General features: G+C 72.9%; 14 protein-coding genes and 2 pseudogenes. 8 read left to right on the forward strand and 8 right to left on the reverse strand.

All coding sequences use genetic code 11. The features are described 5' to 3' along the window. Positions 1–189 precede the first annotated feature (189 nt). The 3 genes from JYK04_RS37615 to JYK04_RS37625 are packed head-to-tail and all read left to right on the forward strand — an operon-like array spanning position 190 to position 7,342. On the forward strand, positions 190–3,480 hold the full coding sequence (locus JYK04_RS37615; protein ID WP_189745093.1) for an ABC transporter permease: 3,291 nt from the start codon (positions 190–192) through the stop codon (positions 3,478–3,480). Next, positions 3,477–6,383 carry a hypothetical protein gene (locus JYK04_RS37620; RefSeq protein ID WP_189745091.1) on the forward strand — a complete coding sequence of 969 codons (2,907 nt, stop codon included), beginning with the start codon at positions 3,477–3,479 and terminating at the stop codon, positions 6,381–6,383. The genes JYK04_RS37615 and JYK04_RS37620 overlap by 4 nt, the downstream gene beginning before the upstream one ends. Next, positions 6,380–7,342, forward strand: a complete 963-nt coding sequence (locus JYK04_RS37625; RefSeq protein ID WP_189745089.1) for an ABC transporter ATP-binding protein — start codon at positions 6,380–6,382, stop codon at positions 7,340–7,342. The genes JYK04_RS37620 and JYK04_RS37625 overlap by 4 nt, the downstream gene beginning before the upstream one ends. A gap of 52 nt (positions 7,343–7,394) precedes the next feature. Here JYK04_RS37625 and JYK04_RS37630 read toward each other — a convergent pair whose 3' ends face one another. From JYK04_RS37630 to JYK04_RS42490, 4 genes and pseudogenes are all read right to left on the reverse strand, one after another. After that, positions 7,395–8,273 (reverse strand): GNAT family N-acetyltransferase, encoded by an 879-nt coding sequence (locus JYK04_RS37630; RefSeq protein ID WP_189745087.1) that lies wholly within the window; start codon positions 8,271–8,273, stop codon positions 7,395–7,397. Between the two features lie 204 nt (positions 8,274–8,477). Continuing rightward, a pseudogene (locus JYK04_RS41690) lies at positions 8,478–8,600 on the reverse strand (IS5 family transposase); the annotation flags it as partial. Positions 8,601–8,657: 57 nt separating this feature from the next. Beyond that, positions 8,658–9,158, reverse strand: coding sequence for a hypothetical protein (locus tag JYK04_RS37635; RefSeq protein ID WP_189745085.1), 501 nt, complete (start codon positions 9,156–9,158; stop codon positions 8,658–8,660). Between the two features lie 688 nt (positions 9,159–9,846). Further along, positions 9,847–9,967: pseudogene (locus JYK04_RS42490) on the reverse strand (transposase); the annotation flags it as partial. 202 nt (positions 9,968–10,169) lie between these two features. Between JYK04_RS42490 and JYK04_RS37640 the strand changes: the two are divergent. Then, the gene (locus tag JYK04_RS37640) at positions 10,170–11,222 is read left to right on the forward strand and encodes a ferritin-like domain-containing protein (RefSeq protein ID WP_189745083.1); all 1,053 of its coding nucleotides are present in this window, start codon (positions 10,170–10,172) and stop codon (positions 11,220–11,222) included. 358 nt (positions 11,223–11,580) lie between these two features. Here JYK04_RS37640 and JYK04_RS37645 read toward each other — a convergent pair whose 3' ends face one another. The 4 genes from JYK04_RS37645 to JYK04_RS37660 all read right to left on the reverse strand — a co-directional run bounded on the left by JYK04_RS37645 (position 11,581) and on the right by JYK04_RS37660 (position 15,025). Next, positions 11,581–11,820 (reverse strand): hypothetical protein, encoded by a 240-nt coding sequence (locus JYK04_RS37645; protein WP_189745081.1) that lies wholly within the window; start codon positions 11,818–11,820, stop codon positions 11,581–11,583. A gap of 361 nt (positions 11,821–12,181) precedes the next feature. Next, positions 12,182–12,466, reverse strand: a complete 285-nt coding sequence (locus tag JYK04_RS37650) for a DUF6221 family protein (protein ID WP_189745455.1) — start codon at positions 12,464–12,466, stop codon at positions 12,182–12,184. Positions 12,467–12,523: 57 nt separating this feature from the next. Continuing rightward, on the reverse strand, positions 12,524–13,429 hold the full coding sequence (locus tag JYK04_RS37655; protein WP_202185963.1) for a patatin-like phospholipase family protein: 906 nt from the start codon (positions 13,427–13,429) through the stop codon (positions 12,524–12,526). A 588-nt stretch (positions 13,430–14,017) separates the two neighbouring features. After that, the gene (locus JYK04_RS37660) at positions 14,018–15,025 is read right to left on the reverse strand and encodes a LacI family DNA-binding transcriptional regulator (protein ID WP_189745077.1); all 1,008 of its coding nucleotides are present in this window, start codon (positions 15,023–15,025) and stop codon (positions 14,018–14,020) included. A gap of 195 nt (positions 15,026–15,220) precedes the next feature. Between JYK04_RS37660 and JYK04_RS37665 the strand changes: the two genes are divergently transcribed. The 4 genes from JYK04_RS37665 (at position 15,221) to JYK04_RS37680 (ending at position 18,666) form a co-directional block, all read left to right on the forward strand. Continuing rightward, entirely contained in the window at positions 15,221–16,168 is a 948-nt protein-coding gene (locus JYK04_RS37665) for a nitrilase-related carbon-nitrogen hydrolase (protein ID WP_229876717.1), read from the forward strand. Positions 16,169–16,266: 98 nt separating this feature from the next. After that, complete coding sequence (locus tag JYK04_RS37670) at positions 16,267–16,842, forward strand: hypothetical protein (RefSeq protein ID WP_189745075.1); 576 nt, start codon at positions 16,267–16,269, stop codon at positions 16,840–16,842. Positions 16,843–16,949: 107 nt separating this feature from the next. After that, the gene (locus JYK04_RS37675; protein WP_189745073.1) at positions 16,950–17,681 is read left to right on the forward strand and encodes a hypothetical protein; all 732 of its coding nucleotides are present in this window, start codon (positions 16,950–16,952) and stop codon (positions 17,679–17,681) included. Between the two features lie 53 nt (positions 17,682–17,734). Beyond that, a protein-coding gene (locus JYK04_RS37680; protein ID WP_425282274.1) for an IS5 family transposase occupies positions 17,735–18,666 on the forward strand; the annotation gives its coding sequence in 2 pieces (ribosomal slippage) (positions 17,735–18,070 and positions 18,073–18,666; 930 coding nt in all). Positions 18,667–18,879 lie beyond the last annotated feature (213 nt).

The raw sequence follows: 18,879 nt of genomic DNA on the forward strand, positions 1-18,879 counted from the left end.
GTTCCCCCGTCGAGTTGTCCGCGCGGGGCGCCCGGCCCCGCGTCCCGCGCCAGCTGCCACTGCCGCTTCCTGATCGCATTTGCGCATCTGTCGCACCAATCACGCAAGCCCCTTCCCTCCATCGATCGCATCTGACAGCATCGTCCGCTATCCGGTACTTCAGGTCCGGACGGGGGAGGAATTCAACACGTGCTCGGCTTCGTCGTGCGCCGACTGCGCGGGCGATGGCCGCTCGCCGTCGCCGTGCTGCTCACCGTACTGATCACCGCGACCACACTGACCGCGCTGACGGCCTTCACCCGTGGCGTGGGCGAGGAAGGCCTCCGGCGGGCCCTGACCGGGACGGCACAGCCCCGGACCACCGTCGTCATCACCAGCGGCCATCCCGCCGATGCCCGCGCCAAGGACGACCAGGCCGTACGGGCCTTCGCCGACGAGGTGTTCGGGCGGCTCCCGGTGGCCTCCGAGAGCGTGGCCCGCAGCCGCTCGTACGGACTGCCCGGCGTCGCCGCCTCCGGCCGCGACGCCGACCTGACCCTGCTCGCCGCCCTCGGCAAGGACCACGTACGGCTGCTCGCCGGTGAGTGGCCCGCGCCGGTCGCCGCACCCCCGGCCGCCGGCGCCCCGCCGGCCCCGACCCAGGTGGCCGTGCCGCGCGCGGCGCTCGCCCGGCTCGGCCTGGCCGAGTCCGCGCTGCCCGCACCGGTCCGGCTGGACGACCGGTTCGGCGGGGCACCGCTGACCGTGCTGGTCACCGGCGTGTACCGGGCCACCGACCCGGACGCCGCGTACTGGCGGCTCGACCCCCTCGGCGGCCGCGAGGTCCAGGCCGACACCTTCGCCATCTACGGCCCGCTCCTGGTGGACGACAGCGCCTTCACCACCGGCGGCCTCCTGCAGAACCACCGCCTCACGCTGCTCACCCCGGACCTGCGCACGGTCCGCGCCGCCGAGGCCGAGGCCGTCCGCACCGCGACCGACCCCGCGAGCGTCACCCTCGAACGCGCCGGCTCCCTGCGGACCGCCACCGAACTGCCCACGCTGCTGGCCGAGCTGAGCGCCGGCACGGTCGTCGCCCGCTCCACCCTGCTGATGGGCGCGCTCCAGCTCGCCGTCCTGTCGACCGCCGCACTGCTCCTCGTCTCCCACATCCTGACCGTCCGCCAGGAACCGGAACGGGTCCTGCTCACCGCGCGCGGCGCCTCCCGCCGTCGTCTCGGCGCGCTCACCGCGGCCGAGTCCCTGCTGCTCGCCCTGCCCGCGGCCGTCCTGGCACCCCTGCTCACCCCACCCCTGCTGCGCCTGTTCGGCCGGTTCGGACCGCTCGGGCGGGTCCACCTGGAGATCCCGGACACCTGGCTGGTCTGGCCGGTCGCGGGCGGCTGCGCCCTGGCCTGCGTGCTGCTGACGACCCTGCCCTCCGTCCTGCGCGGGGCCTCCGCCGCCGTACTGCGCCGCGTGGGCAGCCGCCAGGCGCTCGTGACGGGCGCCGCCCGATCCGGCGTCGACCTGGCCGTCGTGGTCCTCGCCGTCCTCGGCTACCAGCAGCTCTCGCAGTACGGCGGTACGGACGCCCCCGCGCCCGGTGCCTCCGCCGGCGGCGGGCTCGGTGTCGACCCGGTCCTGGTCGCCGCTCCCGCCCTGGCCCTGTGCGGGGGCACCCTGCTGGTACTGCGCCTGCTGCCGTTCGCGGCGCGGGCCGGGGGACGGCTGGCGGCGCGCGGCCGGAGCCTGGGACCCGCCCTCTTCGGCTGGCAGCTCGCCCGACGGCCCGGCCGGGCCACCGGGCCCGTGCTGCTGCTCGTACTCGCCGTCGCCAGCGGGATCCTGGCGCTCGGCCAGCACGTCGGCTGGTCCGCCTCCCAGCGCGACCAGGCCGACTTCGCGACCGCGGGCGGCCTGCGGATCTCCGGCAGCAGCATGTCCCCGATGGGGCAGGGCGGCCGCTACGCGGCCCTGCCCGGCGGCGACCGCCTCATTCCGGTGGTCCGCCGGGAGCAGAAGCTGCCGGACGGGAAGCCCGCCGACTTCGTCGCGCTGGACGCCGTCAAGGCGGGCGAACGGGTGCCGCTGCGCGCGGACCTGCGCGGCGGGCACGGCATGCGCGAGCTGTTCACCCCGCTCGCCGCCGGCGACCCGGGCACCGCGGCCGCCCCCGCGAGCCCCGGTGTCGCCCTGCCCGGCTCCCCGCGCCGGATCGACCTCGACGTGTCGGTCCGCTCCTCCAGGATCAGCTGGGCCGCCGTGAGCCTGGTGCTGCGCGACCGGTTCGGAGCCACGTACGGGACGCCCGCGGTCACCCTGCCCGAGGGCGGCGACACCACCCTGCCCTTCCTCCTCGACGCGCTGACCGGCGCCCCGGTCGGATCGGCGGCCACCCCGCTGACCCTGGCGGGGATACGCCTCTCGTACGCCGGGGACGGCGACCACCCGGGCGACGGCAGCGAACTGACCGTGCGCCGGATCGGCGTCTCCGACACCGGGGACGGCGCCGCCACGGGCGTCACCGTCCCCGCGGACGCCGCCGACTGGCGGACCTCGCTCCCGCAGGGGAACGGACCCCAGCGGGTCCCCGAGGTGATCCCGGTCCCGGCCGGTTCGACGGACCTGCTGCGGCTGCGCTACTGGGGCGGCTTCGGTACCCTGCAGGGCGCCAACACCGTGGTGTTCCCGGCGCCCGCCGGCCCGGCCCCCACAGCCGTTCCCGCGGTCGCCACCACCCGCTACCTGAGGTCCCTGGGCGCCGCCGTGGGCGATACGGTCCGCGTCACGCTGGACGGTGCCGGCGTCCCGGTGCGGATCACCGCCTCCGTGGACTCCCTGCCCGTGGCCGGCCGCTCGGCGCTCGCCGTCGACCTGCACCTGCTCGGCCGGTTCCTGCTGGAATCCGTCGGCCAGCAGCCGCCCTCGCCCACGGAGTGGTGGCTGCCCGCCGGCTCGGCCGCCGACCCGGTCCCGGCCCGCGCGGCGGACAAGCTGCGCGAAGGCGCCCGGATCGAGCGCGTCCAACTGCGTGAGGAGATCACCGAGCGGCTGCTCGACGACCCGCTGAGCGCCGGCCCGCAGAGCGCCCTGGCCGCCCTCGCCGCCGCCTGCGCGGTCCTGGCGGCCATCGGCTTCGCGACCTCCACCGCCGCCGAACGGCGCGTGCGCGGACGGGAGTTCTCGGTCCTGCTCGCACTCGGCACCCCGCGCCGCTCGCTGGCCCTCGCGTCCGCCGCCGAGGGCGGGGTGCTGATCGCCATCGGGTCCGCGGTCGGGACCGGGCTGGGCATCGCCCTCGTCCATCTGATGGCGCCCCTGGTCGTGCTGACACCCGCCGCCGGGCGGCCGTTCCCGCCCGTACAAGTGGACATGCCGTTCTGGCAGACCGTGCTCACGGTCGCCGCCATCGCAGCCGTCCCCCTGCTGTCGGCCGCGCTCAGCGGCCCCCGGGGCGGCGACATCGCCGCCCGGCTGCGTCCCGTGGAGGAGATGTGACCACCCCGCCGTCCGCCACCCCGCCGTCCGCCACCCGGGCGTCGTCCGCCCCGGCACCTGCCGCCCCCCCTTCGTCCACCGCCCCGCGGCCCGCGCCCTGGGTCAGGACCCGGCTGCGGGCGGCGCCACTGGGCACCCTGCTCGGCGCCGCGCTGGCCTTCGTCGCCGTCCTGCTGGCCGCCGCGCTGCCGCGGGCCCAGGACCGGGGCGCCGACCAGGCCCTGCGGTCCTTCCTGGAACACAGCGCGGCCGGCAACGCCGGCCTGCAGGTGACCGCGCCCTCCCCGGACAGCGGGCAGAGCGCCCAGGCCCTGGACGCCACGCTGGAGAAACTGCTCGCACCGACCGGATCCACCTTCCGCGTGGACCCCGGGTCGGTCGTCCACGGTGCGCGCACCACCAAGCGGCAGGAGCTGACGAACCCGGAACTCGACCGCCCCTCCGGCTTTCCGCCCAGCATGAACCTCCTGCACGTCCGCCAGGCCGAGGCCCATGTGAAGCTGGCGGAAGGGCACTGGCCGAGCAGCACACCCACGGCCCCCGCGCAGGCCGCCCCCGGGGAGATGGCGCCCCTCCAGGTCGTCCTCTCGCAGAAGGCCGCCGCGACCCTCGGCGCCCGCGTCGGATCCGTCCTGAACATCGCGCCCCGAGTGGACGCCACACCGTCCGTCGAGGTCGTCGGCCTCTACGCGGTCCTCGACGAGACCGACGGCTTCTGGACCGGCAACCTGGGGTGCCTCGCCCGCGCCTGCGAGCACTACTACAACGAGAACCTCGCCTGGGACGTCGACGCCCTCGTCGGCACCGGGGACCTCGACCGAATGAGCACCTGGAGCCGCACCGCCGAGGACTTCTGGCAGCTGCCGGTGGACATCGGCCACCTGCGGGCCGACCGGCTCGACGCCACGAGGAAGGACATCGCCTCGTACCTCGCCGGACCCACCGCCGCCACCCTCGCCCGGGAGACCGGCCGCGCGCGGCTGCACACCACCTCGTGGCTGCCCGAGCGGTTCGAGGAAGCCCGCGCCCGTACCCAGGCCGCGGCACCGCTCGCCGCGATCGGACCCGCCGGGGTCGGCGGCGTCGCCTTCGTCGTCCTGTGCCTGGCCGGCGCACTCGCGGCCGACCGCCGCGACGCCGAACTGCGGCTGCTGCTCGCGCGCGGCGGCTCGCGCGCCGCCATCGTCGGCCGGCTCCTCGGCGAGGGCGCCGTCACCGTACTCCCGGCGGCCGCGGCCGCCACCGCGCTCGCCGTTCTGCTGCTGCCCACCCCCAGGCTCGTGCCCGCACTGCTCTCGGCCGCGGCCGTGGCCCTGCTCGCCCTGCTGGCCTTCCCCGTACGGGCCGCCGTACTGCTGACCCCGGCCCGCCCCGCCGGGCGGTGGCGCAGGCCCGTGGCCGAACTGCTCGTCCTCATCGCCACCGCAGCCGCCGTGGTGGAGGTCCGCCGCCGCGGGGTCGCCCCGCCCGGCAGCGACCTCGACCCGCTGCTCATCGCGGCCCCGCTGCTGCTCGCCCTGTGCGGCGGGCTGCTGCTGGCCCGGCTCCAGCCGGTGGTCACCGGATGGCTCGCCCGGGCGGCCGGCCGCGGCTCCGGACTCGTCGGCTTCCTGGGACTCGCGCGGGCCGCCCGCGGCCCGGCGACCACCGGCACACAGGCCCGCGGCCGGACCGGCCCCTCCGTCCTGCCGATGGTCGCGCTGCTCGTCGCCATCACCACCGGGGGATTCGGCGCCGCCGTGCTGCAGTCGGTGGACTCGTCCCGGCTGGGCGTGGCCCGGCTGACCGTAGGGGGCGACGCGGCGATATCCGCGTACGGGAAGACCCCGCTCCCGGCGGGGCTCGCGAAGGCCGCGGGCGAGCTGCCGGGCGTACGGACCTCCGTGCCGCTGTGGATCGACCACGACTCCTCCCTGCACGGCACCACCGTGAGAGCCAGCCAGGTCACGGTGATCGCTGCCGAGCCGGCCGCGTACGCGGAGCTGTCCCGGGTCCTCGGCTGCGGATCCTTCGACCCCGCCCTGCTGGCCACCAGCGGTGCGCCGTCCCCCGATGCCCCGGTGCCCGCGCTGTTCAGCGCGCACCTGGCCGGACAGGCCAGGCAGGGCGGCACGTACACGGTGCAGCCCGGCGACGGCGGGGAGCTGAAGGTACGGGTCGTGGGCATGGTCGACTGCACCCCGGCCCATCCGGCGCGGGACGCCGCGACCGTCGTCGTGCCGGCGGGCGCCGCGACGGCCCTCATGGGCGGCGCCGACCACCCGAACCGGTGGCTCGGCCTCGGCGACATCGACAGTGACCGGCTGCGCGCGCTGGTGCGCTCCAAGCTCCCGGCGCCGTCCGCGACTCCCGCCCGGGCCCCGGCCCCGATCCCCGGTTCCGGTTCCGCTGCGGGCCCGGCCCCGCTCGACGACGTGTATCCCGTGCACACCAGCGCCGAGGCCGTCACGGAACTGGGCGCCGATCCGCTGCAGCGCTCCGCACAGCGCCTCTTCTGGGCCTCCATGGCCGGAGCGGCGGGCTTCGCCCTGCTGGCCGTACTGCTGACGCTGATGCGGACCGTCCCCGAACGCGCGGCGCTGCTGGCCCGGCTGCGCACCATGGGGCTGCGCCGCAGGCAGGGCGTGGCGCTGATCCTCGCCGAGACCCTGCCGCAGACCCTGGCCGCGACGCTGGGCGGGGCCCTGGTGGCGGCGGCGGCCGTGGCCCTGCTCGGCCTGGCTATGGACCTGTCCACGCTGGTCGGCGCGCACGTGCCGAACGGAGTGCAGCTGACGGCGGGGCCCGTCCTGACCCAGGCCCTGGGCCTGGCCGCCCTGGTCGCCGCGGCCGTGTGCGTCGAGGCGGCGACATCCGGGCGACGGCAGATCACCACCGAGTTGAGAGCGGGAGACCAGCGTTGAACACCGACCAGCCGACGTACGAGGAGCTGCGCCGCCGGGCGACGGCCGCCGCCGAGCCGCGCACCCCGGCGGGGGCGGACGCCGCGATCGCCTGCGACCGCCTGGTCCGGATCTTCAGCCAGGACGGCATCGAGGTACAGGCCCTCCAGGGGCTGGAGCTGACGGTCGAGCAGGGCGACCTGCTGGCCCTCGTGGGCGCCTCCGGCAGCGGCAAGTCCACCCTCTTGAACATCCTGGCGGGCCTGGACGTCCCCACGGCCGGCAGCGCGGCGGTCGCCGGCTACGACCTGCTGGAACTGTCGGCACGGGACCGGCTGCGGTACCGGCGCGAAGCGGTCGGGTTCGTCTTCCAGCAGACGGCCCGCAACCTGCTGCCGTTCCTGACGGCCGCCCAGAACGTGGCCCTGCCGATGCAGTTGAAGGGCGACAGCCCCCGCCGCGGCGCGGGCGCACGCCGCGCGGCCAGGGTCGGGGAGATCCTTGAGGCCCTCGGGATCGGCGACCTGGCGCACCGGCACCCGGCGCAACTGTCCGGCGGCCAGCAGCAGCGCGTCGCGATCGCCGTGGCCATGGCGAACGACCCCAAGGTGCTGCTCGCCGACGAACCCACGGGCGAACTGGACTCCGAGACGGCCGCGGCGGTCTTCGAGACCTTCCGGACCGTGAACAAGGAACTCGGCGTGACGGTGGTCATCGTGACGCACGACCCGATGGTGGCGGGCGAGGTCCGCCGGACCGTGGCGATCCGCGACGGCCGCACCAGCAGCGAGGTCCTGCGCCGCCTGGTCACGGACGAACACGGCGAGGAATCCATCAGCGAACGCGAGTACGTCGTCCTCGACCGCTCCGGCCGCGTCCAGCTCCCCCCGAAGTTCCTGGAGGCCCTGGGCATGGAACACCGCGTGGCGGTCGACTTGGCCCCGGACCACATCGAACTGCGCCCGGACGGCGCCCACTGAGTGCCGACGGGCCGGACGAGGTGATGCCCAGGTCCGGCCCGTCCGCTCGTCTCTACAGGTCGAGCTGGTACTGGAGTGTCGTGTGCGTGGGCAGGTAGCCGAGGCTGTCGCTGATGTGTCTCATGTGCGTGTTGCTGTCGGCGGTGTCGGTCAGGAGGCCGCCGAGGTCCGGGTAGTGCCCGTGGGCGTGTCGGATCGACTCGGCCTTCATCCAGCGGCCGAGGCCGTGTCCGCGGTGCTCGGGCAGCACGCCGGTGCCGTAGTGCTGGGCATCACCCGTGCCGCCGCCGGGCACGACGAGTTCGGTGAACCCGGCGATCGAGCCGTTGGAGGTGTCGATGGCGACGACGGTGTGCAGGTGGTCGCCGCGCTGTTCGACGGCCTTCGCGGCAGCCCGGACCCGGTCCACGTCCCAGGTCGTGGTGCCGTGGTCGGTGTCCTCCATGGGCATGTCGTCCATGGCGCGACGCGAGTCGGCGAAGGTCTGGGCGAGATCGTCGGGCACGGTTCCCTGCCAGGACGCCAGCCGGTAGCCGGAATGCGGACGCTCAATGATCCCTGCCAGGGAGGGGATGTCCACATCGGCCAGGGGCAGGCGGGAGTACCTCAGGGTGAGGACCTTGCGGAAGCCGCGGGCCGGCAGGAAGTGGTCGCCGGGCGATCCGGCCCCGGCCTGCGCCACGACGCAGCGCCGGGTGTTGTCCCGGGCGGCGGCCACGGCAGTGTCGAGGAGCCGGGAGCCGACGCCCTGGCGGCGCTCCACGGGATGGACGTGGACGGTCAGTTCGGCGAGGTGCGCTTGTCCGCCATCGAACAGGCGCAGAAAGGCCGTCCCGACAGGGTTGGCATCGGCGTCGGACGCCAGCCATGCAAGGCGTCGGCTGTGCGCCCCGTGAGCGGGGTCGGTCAGTGGGGTGATGCGGAGCGACAAGGTGTCTCCGTCGTGAGGAGGTGGCAAAGGTCAGTACGCGGGCTCAACTGCTGGGCACTCCTGCGCATGTGCTCCACACCTCCTCGTCGACGGTGCCGGTCCGGATCAAAGTGGACGGCTGGGAGAACGTAGCCGGTCCGTCGGCTCCTCGGCAAAGGATTAACCGAGGCTGCTGCGGCCGCGGGGTCACAGCCACTCACTCATCCCGCGCTGCCCGGCCGTGACCACCATCGACATGGGCTTCTGCCCCTGCTCGACCGCGAGATGGACCTTGGTGGTCGGCCCACCTCGCGAGCGCCCGAGACCGTGGTCGTCCGGCTCGACCTCAACGCCGCCGGGCGGCTCCTTCCGAAGATCCCCCTTTTGACGGCTCCGGCGGCGCTCTCAGTGAAGCTGCTGGGTGCCGACGCCGTCATGGACGAAGACGGACCGGGTGTCGGTGGAAGGGTAGCTCTCCTTCAGGGTGAAGGCCTGGGGCGCGCCGCCGGCGGGGGAGTCCGGGGCTTCGAAGTACAGGACGTAGGTCTTGGAGGCGGCCGTCTCGCTCTCCAGCTGCAGCCAGCCCACGACGCCGGCAGCCGGAAAGGTACCGGTCGCGGTGATGGTGGTCTTCGCGGTGCCCTGCTGGAGGGCGAAGGCGGCCGTGCCGAGGTCCAGACGCTTGCGGGCGCCGTCCTTCCAGCGCTGGAAGAGCGTGATCCACTCCTCCGGCCATGGGCCGCCGGTCGCCGTGGGCGGCATGTCGCTCTGCAGCCGCTCCAGGATGTCGTCGGCATTCGCCACGACGTCGTCGTAGTCCCACAGATCGAATGCGAAGCCCATGTGGACCTTGTCGGTGGCACGGAACATCGGCCGGATGTGGAGCTCGAACACGGGAGTGCGCATGCTGGCCGTACACCTCCATCAGAACGCTGTTGAGTGTGATCTCCCCGATCGGCTCGGGTGGTTGCTGTGGCTCACCCTGCGGCGTGGGGGAGGCCCTGTACGGCTGGGCGGAGCGAGTACGTCGAACGCGGCGTTGAGCCGATCGGTGTACCCGTGCCGACAGCCCAGCGCCAGCGTGTCGGCGAGCCCTTCACGTAGCCGGCGAACTCGGCCTGATTGCTGTCGTGGAGCACGATGTCGGGGGTGTTCGCCGGCAGCGGCGTCGACGGGCTCGCGTCACGGCCGGAGTCCAGGCCGGGCCGCGAGAACGCGGCCGGGAGCCGGCCCGTCGCCTGTGGGCGGAACCAGCCCCAGTACGGCAAGTCGCTGCCGTGTTCGCACGGGCCGACGGACCCGTCGCTGTGGAAGCACAGCCTGGAAGCCGTACCCGCTCATGTCGTCCGGATCGGCGGTCGAGCTTGCGCGCAGGATGTCGATCGCATACATGAGGTCGCTCAGCTCGCTCGGGCTCAGGGAGTTGATGTCCCGTCGACTTCTGGCCATCGCTCCACCTTCGGCTCGGCTCTCCCTATACGTATCAGCAGGAGCGCTGTGGCGCACGTCACAGTGGTGGCGTGTCCGTGTGAAGGGGTGTCGGGGGTGTGGCCCCACGAGTTTGGTCCGGCTGTTCGGGTGGTTGGGGTCCGTAGAAGGCGGAGAGGAGGAAGGCCCGTTCGAGCCGGCTGTCTTCTCGCCGGTTCGCTGCGGATCGCGGAACCTGAGTTGCGGGTCGCCGGGGCGAGTCCGGCGTAGGCGGCGAGGGAGCCGGCCGGGCTCGGGACGATCGGTGCGGCTGCTTTCGCCGCCAGGCGACTCCACGGTTTCTTCGGCTTCTTCGTCCCGGGCGGTGTCTTCGGGGCCGCCTGCCCCGATGGGGTGAACCGTCCGGGGGCTCGCCCCCACCTCGCTCGCCCGGCCTGCCGGACGGATACCCTTCCGTCCTGTCTGTACACAAATGAGGCAGGTGTGGGCATGACCCAGGTCCTTGAGTATGAGAGCAACGCCATCGTCGAGTTGCTGGGTGTTCTCCCGGCGGACCGCGATGCGGAGTGGCTGAAGAACTCCCTTCAGCAGGCGATCATGGTGGAGATCGCGACCATCGGCCCGTACGCGAGCGCCCTGTGGTCGATCAAGGAATCGAATACGGCGGTCGCCAAGAGCATCCGGGAGATCATCTTCGATGAGATGACCCACATGGGACTGGTGTGCAACATGCTCACCACCATCGGAGGGACGCCGGTCCTCGCCGATCCCAAGGTGGTGCCCAAGTACGAGCGTGCGCTGCCGGGGGGTGTGAGACCTGAACTCATCGTCTTCCTGGAGGGGCTGACCAAGGACTCGGTCGAGATGTTCTCCGAGATCGAGCGCCCGGATCACCCGGTCGCCCAGTTCAGCGCCTTCGCCACCATCGGGGCCTTCTATACCGAGATCGAAGAGGCGTTCGAGGCGCATCAGCAGCTGATCAGCGGCGACCGGCAGATCGACTTCTCCCTTGAGAACCACGGCCAGGGCAACAAGATCGTTCCGATCGACAGCATCGAGAAGGTGCGAGCCGCGATCGAGATCATCAAGGAGCAGGGCGAGGGCACCTCCGCCTCACCCGAGAACCCCTTCCCCGGCAAGCCCGGCGAGCTGGCGCACTTCTACGTGTTCCGGGAGATGTTCCGCGGCAAGAAGCTGATCAAGGTGTCGGAGAATCCGGTCGTCTGGGACTTCAAGGGCGACGATGTCCCGCTGCCCCCGGCCTTCCCCATGGGGCGGGTTCCCGAGGGCGGTTGGGCCAACGGCGGGCCGAACGTGCCCTCGCCCGAGGTTCAGCAGGTGCTCGCAGCGTTCAACAAACACTTCAGCGAAATGCTGCGGGCGCTGCAGGCAGCCTGGGTGACGGGTGACTCGGACATGCTGTTCCCGGCGATCGGCCACATGGGCGGGATGCGCACCGAGGCGCGGAAGCTCGTTCAGCTGGAGCTGCCCGACGGCAGCGGGAAGACCTACGGGCCGGAGTTCCTGTACGTCGAGGAGTGAGAGCCTGCGGCCTGCCGGCAGCGACCGGACCCGCTCCGACAGCCCGTTCCGGGCCGGTTCGGTCTTGCGGACCCCTGACCTCTCCTTGGCCCAGCGGTACAGCGCTGCAGCAGCCTCACCAGACAGCCCGGTGCCAGGGGCTCCGCCGTGCTCCGCGTCTGCCCCAGGGCCCCGGCCGCCCGTGCCTCGGCGGCAGTAGCCGGACCCGCACCTCACGGGTCCGGGACTTCGCCGGCGCCGCGTCCGCCAGCCCAGGCGGAACCGGTCCGGATGGACGGCCTGGTGCCGGTGCGGAGTCGGCGGCCGGGAACCGCGACCCCGGACGAAGTCGTTCACGGGTGGGACGGAGCCGTACTGCTCAGTCCCACCAGAGCGACCACATCGTCGACCGGACCATGCCGTCGCCGGCGGCCCGGGGATCGAGGGGCGGCCTGTCGACGGCCAACTCCAGACAGGCGCCGTGGGCGAGGAAGAGCTCGGCCCCCCATTGCTCCTGCCGGCGTCTGAGCAGCGCCGCATCGTCGGCGGGGGTGAGGACCCGGTCGCCGTACCCGAACCATTTGCCCGTTCCGATCAGGCGGGGCAGGACCACGGGCACCTCGTGGCCTCCTCGCACCGGTACGAAGTTGAGCCACCTCGGTCCCCCACCCCAGGTGTCCCGATCCGCGGACGCCCGGCGAGAGACCCCTGGGAGCGGCTCCGCGAGCGCCGGGCCCAGTTGCGGTGCCAGCCGTTCCGGGTCGTAGTCGTCACGCAGGCCCTCCTGATCCTCCTCGTCCTCGCCGGCGCCACCCGTTCCTCCAGACCCGCGGCGTCGACGCCGTCATGAAGAAGCGTGCCCGCAGGGCGCGGAAGAGCTCTTCGGCGGTCAGACGCGGCTGATGGAGAAACGTGTTCATGATCTCCGGACCCTACGGTCCACCCGCTCACCGCGCATGCCGGTATCCCCGGTGCTCCGGTCATGGTCCGCGATCTGGTGCGATGACCGCCGGGCGCCATTCCTGGCGATACTCGGGATGCCCGGCGTACGACTGGGCGAGGACTCGGATCGCGTACCCGAGGCCGGCCGCACGGGGGTCGGCGGGGGCGATGGCCCGGTACTCGTGCGCCAACTGCTCGGTCAGGTCGAGCATCGGCAGATGGCTGTCGAGAAGGGCCTCGCCGCCCATCGTTTCGGACACGTGGGCATAGGCATGGTTGTCGTCCATGATGCGTGCGACGAGGAACTTCAGGAGGTCGTTCATGTGCTCATCCTCCAGCGCTGTTCTCCCGTTCGCGCAGGCAGGGGTTCACGTCGGCCCTCATCGTCCGGGGCCGGGCTGCCACACGGAGCGGAGCCGTTCGGCGGTAGCGGGCGCCTGGGCGAGGCCGGCTAGGTAGGCCGGTGCCCAGTTCGTCCGGTCGTTCAGGTCGGAGCCGAACGCCCGTACCGCTTCCGCGTCGGGAGCCAGGGTCACCACGGTCCGCGCCCCGTCGGCCGTCCGCGCCCCGTCGGCCGTCGGCCGCCGGTCGAGCGGCTCGCGCGGATTCAGGTGCGCCAGGGGCTCGATGACGACGACCGTGCGGGCTCCGGCCGCGAGGTCCGCGTTGGCGCCGGCGCGCAGGGCGCCGTCCATGTAGTGCCGTCCCTGGACGGAGACCGGCGGTTCCGCCGCGGGGAAGGCGCTGCTCGCCGCCACCGCGTGCACCAGCGGCACACCGCTCGTGCGGTCCCACACCGTCGGCTCACCCGTGGCCGCCTCCACCGCGGTGATCAGCAACTCACCCTCCACCGGCCAGGCGTTCGTGCCGATCAGGGCGCCCCGGCCCGCGAGCAGGGCCCGTTCGGCCTCGGCGGAGGCCTCGCGGTCGGCGTCCGCATGGTCGAGTGCGATCCGGCCGACCCGGCGCCGGGCCTCCTCGGGCTCCAGTCCGGGCCGACCGAGCACGGCGAACACGGCGCCGGCGACCGAGGCGTCCACCCCGCGCCGGGGGGCCGGACCCGGTCGCGTCGCCACCTCGGCGAGGCGGCCGAGGTCCTGGCCGGTGGTCAGGATCGCGCCGACGATCGCACCGGCCGACGTGCCGACCGTCAGGTCGGCGACACCGAGATCCACACCCCTGCGCACCAGTTCACCGACCAGCCCGGCCATCCACGCGGTTCCGACCACACCTCCCGGCCCCAGTACGAGTGCCCGGTCGAATCCTGCTGAGGTCTCGAGCTCCACGGTTCCGTCTCCCCCTGGCATCAGGTGATGGTCTACGCGATCGGTGTGATCCACGTGATCAACGCTAGGACCTCAACCGGGCTTCGGGTCAAGCGGATACCGGAGACCGTCGCCCCGCAACGACTCCACGACCTTGGACGGACGGGACGCGGCGCCGGGGGGACGGGACCGGGTGACCGCTGGGGCCTGTTGCAGACGGTCTTCCCCCGTGCCGCGCTCCACGAGATCGCGGGCGAGTACCCGCGGGCGCCCCGGCCGCACGGGGAGGGGCCGGCCATCGCCCAGGAGCTCGGGCTGCGGACGGAGGCCGGCAAACGGCTGTGCGCGCTGGGCCGTTCGGCGCTGCCGGCAGGAGCGTACGAGGAGAGCCGGCAGCGGCACACGGACGCCCTGCGGCCGGCCGGGGAACAGAGCCACCGGGCCGCGAGGGCCGGGGCTCCGCTGCCGCCCGCCGAACGGTACGACGTGGACCGGACCCGGTCGGCCTGTCTGTCGGCACCCGGCCGCACGGCGGCCGGAGCGGCCTTCGCCGGAGTCCGAACCGGCCGCCTGCTCCTGAGCGTTGGCCGGCCGTTCGGCCCGGGGCGTTCAGGGGTGCTGGGATCCGGTGGTGGACGCCCTGGTTTCGAGGACCGAGGTGTGGTGGCGGACGGTGCCGGGCGCGGCGCGGCCGGCGAGGATGTCGCAGAGGAGTTCCGCGCAGGCCCGCCCGTAGTCGGCAGGGCGCAGGTCGACCGCCGTCACGGGCGGGTTCGCGCTCCGGTTCGCGGTGCCGTCGACGCAGGAGGCGACCAGCAGGTCGGCGCCCACCGTGCGGCCGAGGCCGGCCGCGGCGCGCAGGGTTCCGGGCGCGGCTCCGTCGGGGGCGCAGACCACGGCGTCGATCCCGGGGTCGGTCGCGAGCAGCTCGCGGGTGGCGGCGTCGGTGTCGGCCTCGGTCGCCGCGAACGGGACGGTGCGCAGGGCGACTTCGGTCCGGCGCGAGGTGCCCCAGGCGGCGGCCGTCTCGCGCAGGGCCTGGGCCCAGGCGGAGGTGCCCTCGGGCGTGAGGAGGGCGGGGCGGCGGGCGCCGCGCTCGTGCACGTGGTCGAGGAGGGCCCGGAGCGAGGCGGCGTTGTCGCAGACGACCGCGCCGGCGGGGGCGGGGGAGGGGCCGAGGTAGCGCTCGCCGGTGACGACGGGGACACCGGAGTCGAGGAGTCCGGGGACGGCGCTGTCGCCGATCTCGGGGTCGATGACGAGGAGGCCGTCGACCCGGGAGGCGAGCGGGCCGGAGGCGCCGCCGCCCGGCGCGAGCAGGACGACGTCGAGTCCTTCCTCCTGGGCGCGCTGGACGGCCCCGAAGGCCAGGTTCATGTAGTAGTCCAGCCGCGTCGCGGTCTGCGGCAGGTGCAGGCCGACGGCTCCGGTGCTGGAGCGGCGCAGCCTGCGGGCGGCGCTGTTGGGGCGGTAGCCGAGTTCCTCGGCGACCGCGCGGACCCGGTCCCGGGTGGCCTCCGCGACCCGCCCGGAGCCCTGGAGCGCGTCGGAGACGGTGCTCTTGGAGACGCCGGCGGCGCGGGCGACATCGAGCAGGGTCACGGCAGGTGGGGTCACGCCCCGCATTCTAGACGCTCGGTCCCGCCTTGCCGGAACGTTCCGGCAGCGTCTACATTCATGCCTTGCCGGAACGTTCCGGCGCCGCCGTGTCCGGCCCGTCCGTCACATCGAACCGACCGCCCCTTGACCGAACCTTTCCGCATCCCGCATTCTGACTGAAATTTCAGTCAGAACTCCGAAAGCAGCCCGCCCGTGACCTCGTACGCGCTCCTCACCTCCTTCGGATCCCCGCTCGGTTCGCCGGGCCGCACCCAGCCCGGCGAACGCGAACCGCTGCGCGTCGGCCTCGTCCAGATGCGCTGGTACGCCGATGCCGCCGAGCGCGACAACCGGCTCCGCGAGGGCGTCGCCCTCGCCGCCGGGCAGGGCGCCGCCGTCGTCTGCCTCCCGGAGCTCACCCGCAGCCCCTACTTCTGCAACACCGACGACCCCATGGCCGACGGCGCCGCCCGTTACCTGGAGGACGTGGAGAGCGGCCCCACCGTCGCCCTCGCCGCAGAACTCGCCACCGAGCTCGGCATCACCGTCCACGCCTCCCTCTACGAGCGCGCCGAGGACGGCGGACTCGGCTACAACACCGCCGTCTGCGTGGACCCCGACGGCAAGCTGATCGCCCGGACCCGCAAGAACCACATCCCCGCCTTCCCCGGCTACCGCGAGGACCTGTGCTTCCGCCCCGGCGACAGCGGCTTCCCCGTCGTCGCCCACGAGGGCGCCCGCTTCGGCTTCCCCACCTGCTGGGACGAGTGGTTCCCCGAGCTGGCCCGCGCCTACTCCCTGGCCGGCGCCGAGATCCTCGTCCACCCCACCGCCATCGGCTCCGAGGTGGACCTGCCGGACTTCGACACGCGGCCCATGTGGGAGCACGCCATCAGCGCGAACGGACTGGCCAACGCCCTCTTCATGATCGTGCCCAACCGGGTCGGCACCGAAGGCCGTTCCACCTTCTACGGGTCCTCCTTCATCTCCGACCCCTACGGCCGGATCATGCTGCGCGCCCCGCGCGACCGCGAGGCCGTCCTCGTCGCCGACCTCGACCTCGACCAGCGCCGCGACTGGCTGGAGTTCGGCCTCATGCGCACCCGCCGCCCCGGGATCTACGGCAGCCTCACCGAACGGCTGGACGCGCCGCGGGCGTAAGCGGTCTGTATCGGATCTTGTTTCGGGGCCGGGCGGGGCGGCGGGAATCTGGAATCTCCTTTGAAGTGCCGCCCCTGCGCACAGGAGAATCCGTCGTCATGGGAGCGGACATCCACGGGTTCATCGAGTGCCGCGGCACGTACGGCACCCTCGACGAGGAGGATTCGAGCTGGCATGCCGCCATCAACCTGGATCTGCTGTACGGCGGAAGGGGCTACGACGCCTTCGGCTGCCTGTTCGGCGTCCGGAACTACGCAGGCTTCCGGCCCCTCGCTGAAGGGCGGGGGCTGCCGCCCGACGTGACCGACGAGGTCCGGGACCACTACGAGGGTGCACCGGACCTCTTCCACAGTCCGTCCTGGATCGGGTGGGAGGAGCTGGTCGCCGTCGACTGGGACGAGCCCGCACTCACCGTCGACGCCCGCGTGCACGAGTACCGGTACAGCGTGGAGCACGGCTTGCGCGAGTCGGGGAAGTCGTTCCGGAACCTCGACGGCCGCTCCGAGGGCGACGAGTGGATACAGGAGGGCAAGATCATGCGGGTGGAGCGCATGACGCGCCGGGAGGCGGTGCGCCAGGACGGCGAGTGGGGCCCGGTCTGGGCGACCATGAAGGCTCTCGCCGACGTGCATGGCCCTGAGTACGTCCGGCTCGTCGCCTGGTTCGACAACTAGGCCGTCCCTTTCGGATCTTGTCGGCCGAGCCTGCGGTGCCGGGCGTCGCGGGCCCGGCAAGATCCGAAAGAGGCGGCCTAGGCGCTGTCCGGCCGATCATGGCTAGCGTGAACTCTAGGATGTGCGCGAGGGGGTGTGTGGTGGAGGACGTTTTCGACACGACTGGCAGACCGCCGAGTGGCTGGATGCATGCCATCTTCCACGGGGGTCCGTACGGGGAGGACGTGGGGCGGTGCATTCCCGGTCCTCCTGCACCGGAGATCCTCGCCGTGCCGCTGCCCGAGGGCGGCGTCCACGTCTACCGGCTGTGGAAGGTGGGTTCGTGGTCCGACCCGGATGACCCCATCGCCGTCTACAACCCTGACGGGCCGCCCGTACCGCCGCCACTCCTGACCGGTCAGGAGAAGACGTGGCTCCGGGAAAAGCGGCGCAGGCAGGGCATCGGACCGATCGGAGTTGTCGCGCTGGAGCACGGCCGGAGTGAGGACGACCCCGATCCGGCCACCATCGAGGCGATGCTCGCCGGCCTGAGGAGCAGGAAGCACCTGCTCCTCCAGCGGCTGACCGACTGCTTTGAGGGCGACGAGTACATCCAGGTCCTGCTCCGCGAAGACGAGGCCTACGAGGTGGAGTACCACATCGACGCCTCGGAGCACTGTCAGGCGCGGACAGACTCTCAGGCAAAGGTCCGCGAGGTCTTGCTCGGCTGGGCAGCCGATTGGGAGGGCTGGCAGACCGCCCTCCAGTGGACCGACATCGGCCACCCTGCCCAGGCTCCCGCCGGGGACGTTCCCGAACGTGCCGCGACGAGCATTCTTGATCGACCGGATACCCCCTAGGACTTGTCCGGCCGATCATGTGACTAGTCCGTGTCCGGGTCGTTGATGTGGACATGGGCCGGGGTGATCTGACGGATGCCGAGTGGGAACGGTTGCGGCCGTTCCTGCCGGTCAGCAACAGGCGTTGTGGCAGGTGGCGGGACCACCGGCAGGTGATCGACGGGATTCTGCACCGGGTTCGGACCGGCGTGCAGTGGCGTGACCTGCCCGAACGGTTCGGGCCGTGGAAGACCGTCTACGAACGCCACCGACTGTGGTCGGGTGACGGGACTTGGGAGCGTCTGCTCCAGAAGGTCCAGGCCGCAGCGGACGCGGCGGGTGAGATCGACTGGGACATCTCGGTCGACTCCACCATCGTGCGGGCTCATCAGCACGCGGCTGGCGCCCGCACCGACCCGCCGCCGGCCCCCGCCTCAAAGGGGGACGAAGTCCCAGAACACCAGGGCGAAACGCCGTGGCAGAGCCTCGTCGCCCGCCTGGTGGAGGTGGTGCTGGAGGTGAGGGCCTGGGCCGCTCGCGCGGCGGGTTCACCACCAAGCTCCACCTGAGCGCGGATGGCCGCTGCCGCCCGCTGTCCCTGGTCGTCGCACCAGGTCAGCGGGCGGACTGCACCCAGTTCAAGCCGGTCCTGGAGAAGATTCGCGTCCCGAAACCCGGGCCCGGCCGACCGCGCAAGAAGCCGGACAGCGTCGCGGCCGACAAGGCCTACAGCAACGGACCCTGCCGCCAGTACCTGCGCAGCCGCGGCATCCGCCACACCATCCCGGAGAAAACCGACAGCCAGGCCGCCCGCCTGCGCAAAGGCTCACGCGGCGGACGGCCACCGGCCTTCGACGAAGAGCGCTACAAGAAACGCAACACCATCGAACGGGCCATCAACCGCCTCAAACAGCACCGGGCAGTCGCCACCCGATACGACAAACGCCGCTACGTCTACCTCGGCACCGCAACGCCCGCAGCCCTCACCATCTGGCTCCGAACATGATCGACCGGACAAGTCCTAGGCGGGACAGGGGCCCCGCAGGCCCGTCCCGGGCCGGGGCCGGGCGTGGCTCCGGTCCGAGCGGGGGCGTGCCGGAAGTGGGAGCCGCGTCACCGCCCGAGCCGGCCGGCCTGAGGTGTGGAATGCGCCACGTGTGGGGGTCGGTGGCGAAGGGGCCGGCGCGCTCGACGGCCGTGCCGATCCCCGGCAACCCGC

It is taken from the genome of Streptomyces nojiriensis (assembly GCF_017639205.1).
Taxonomy (GTDB): Bacteria; Actinomycetota; Actinomycetes; order Streptomycetales; family Streptomycetaceae; genus Streptomyces; species Streptomyces nojiriensis.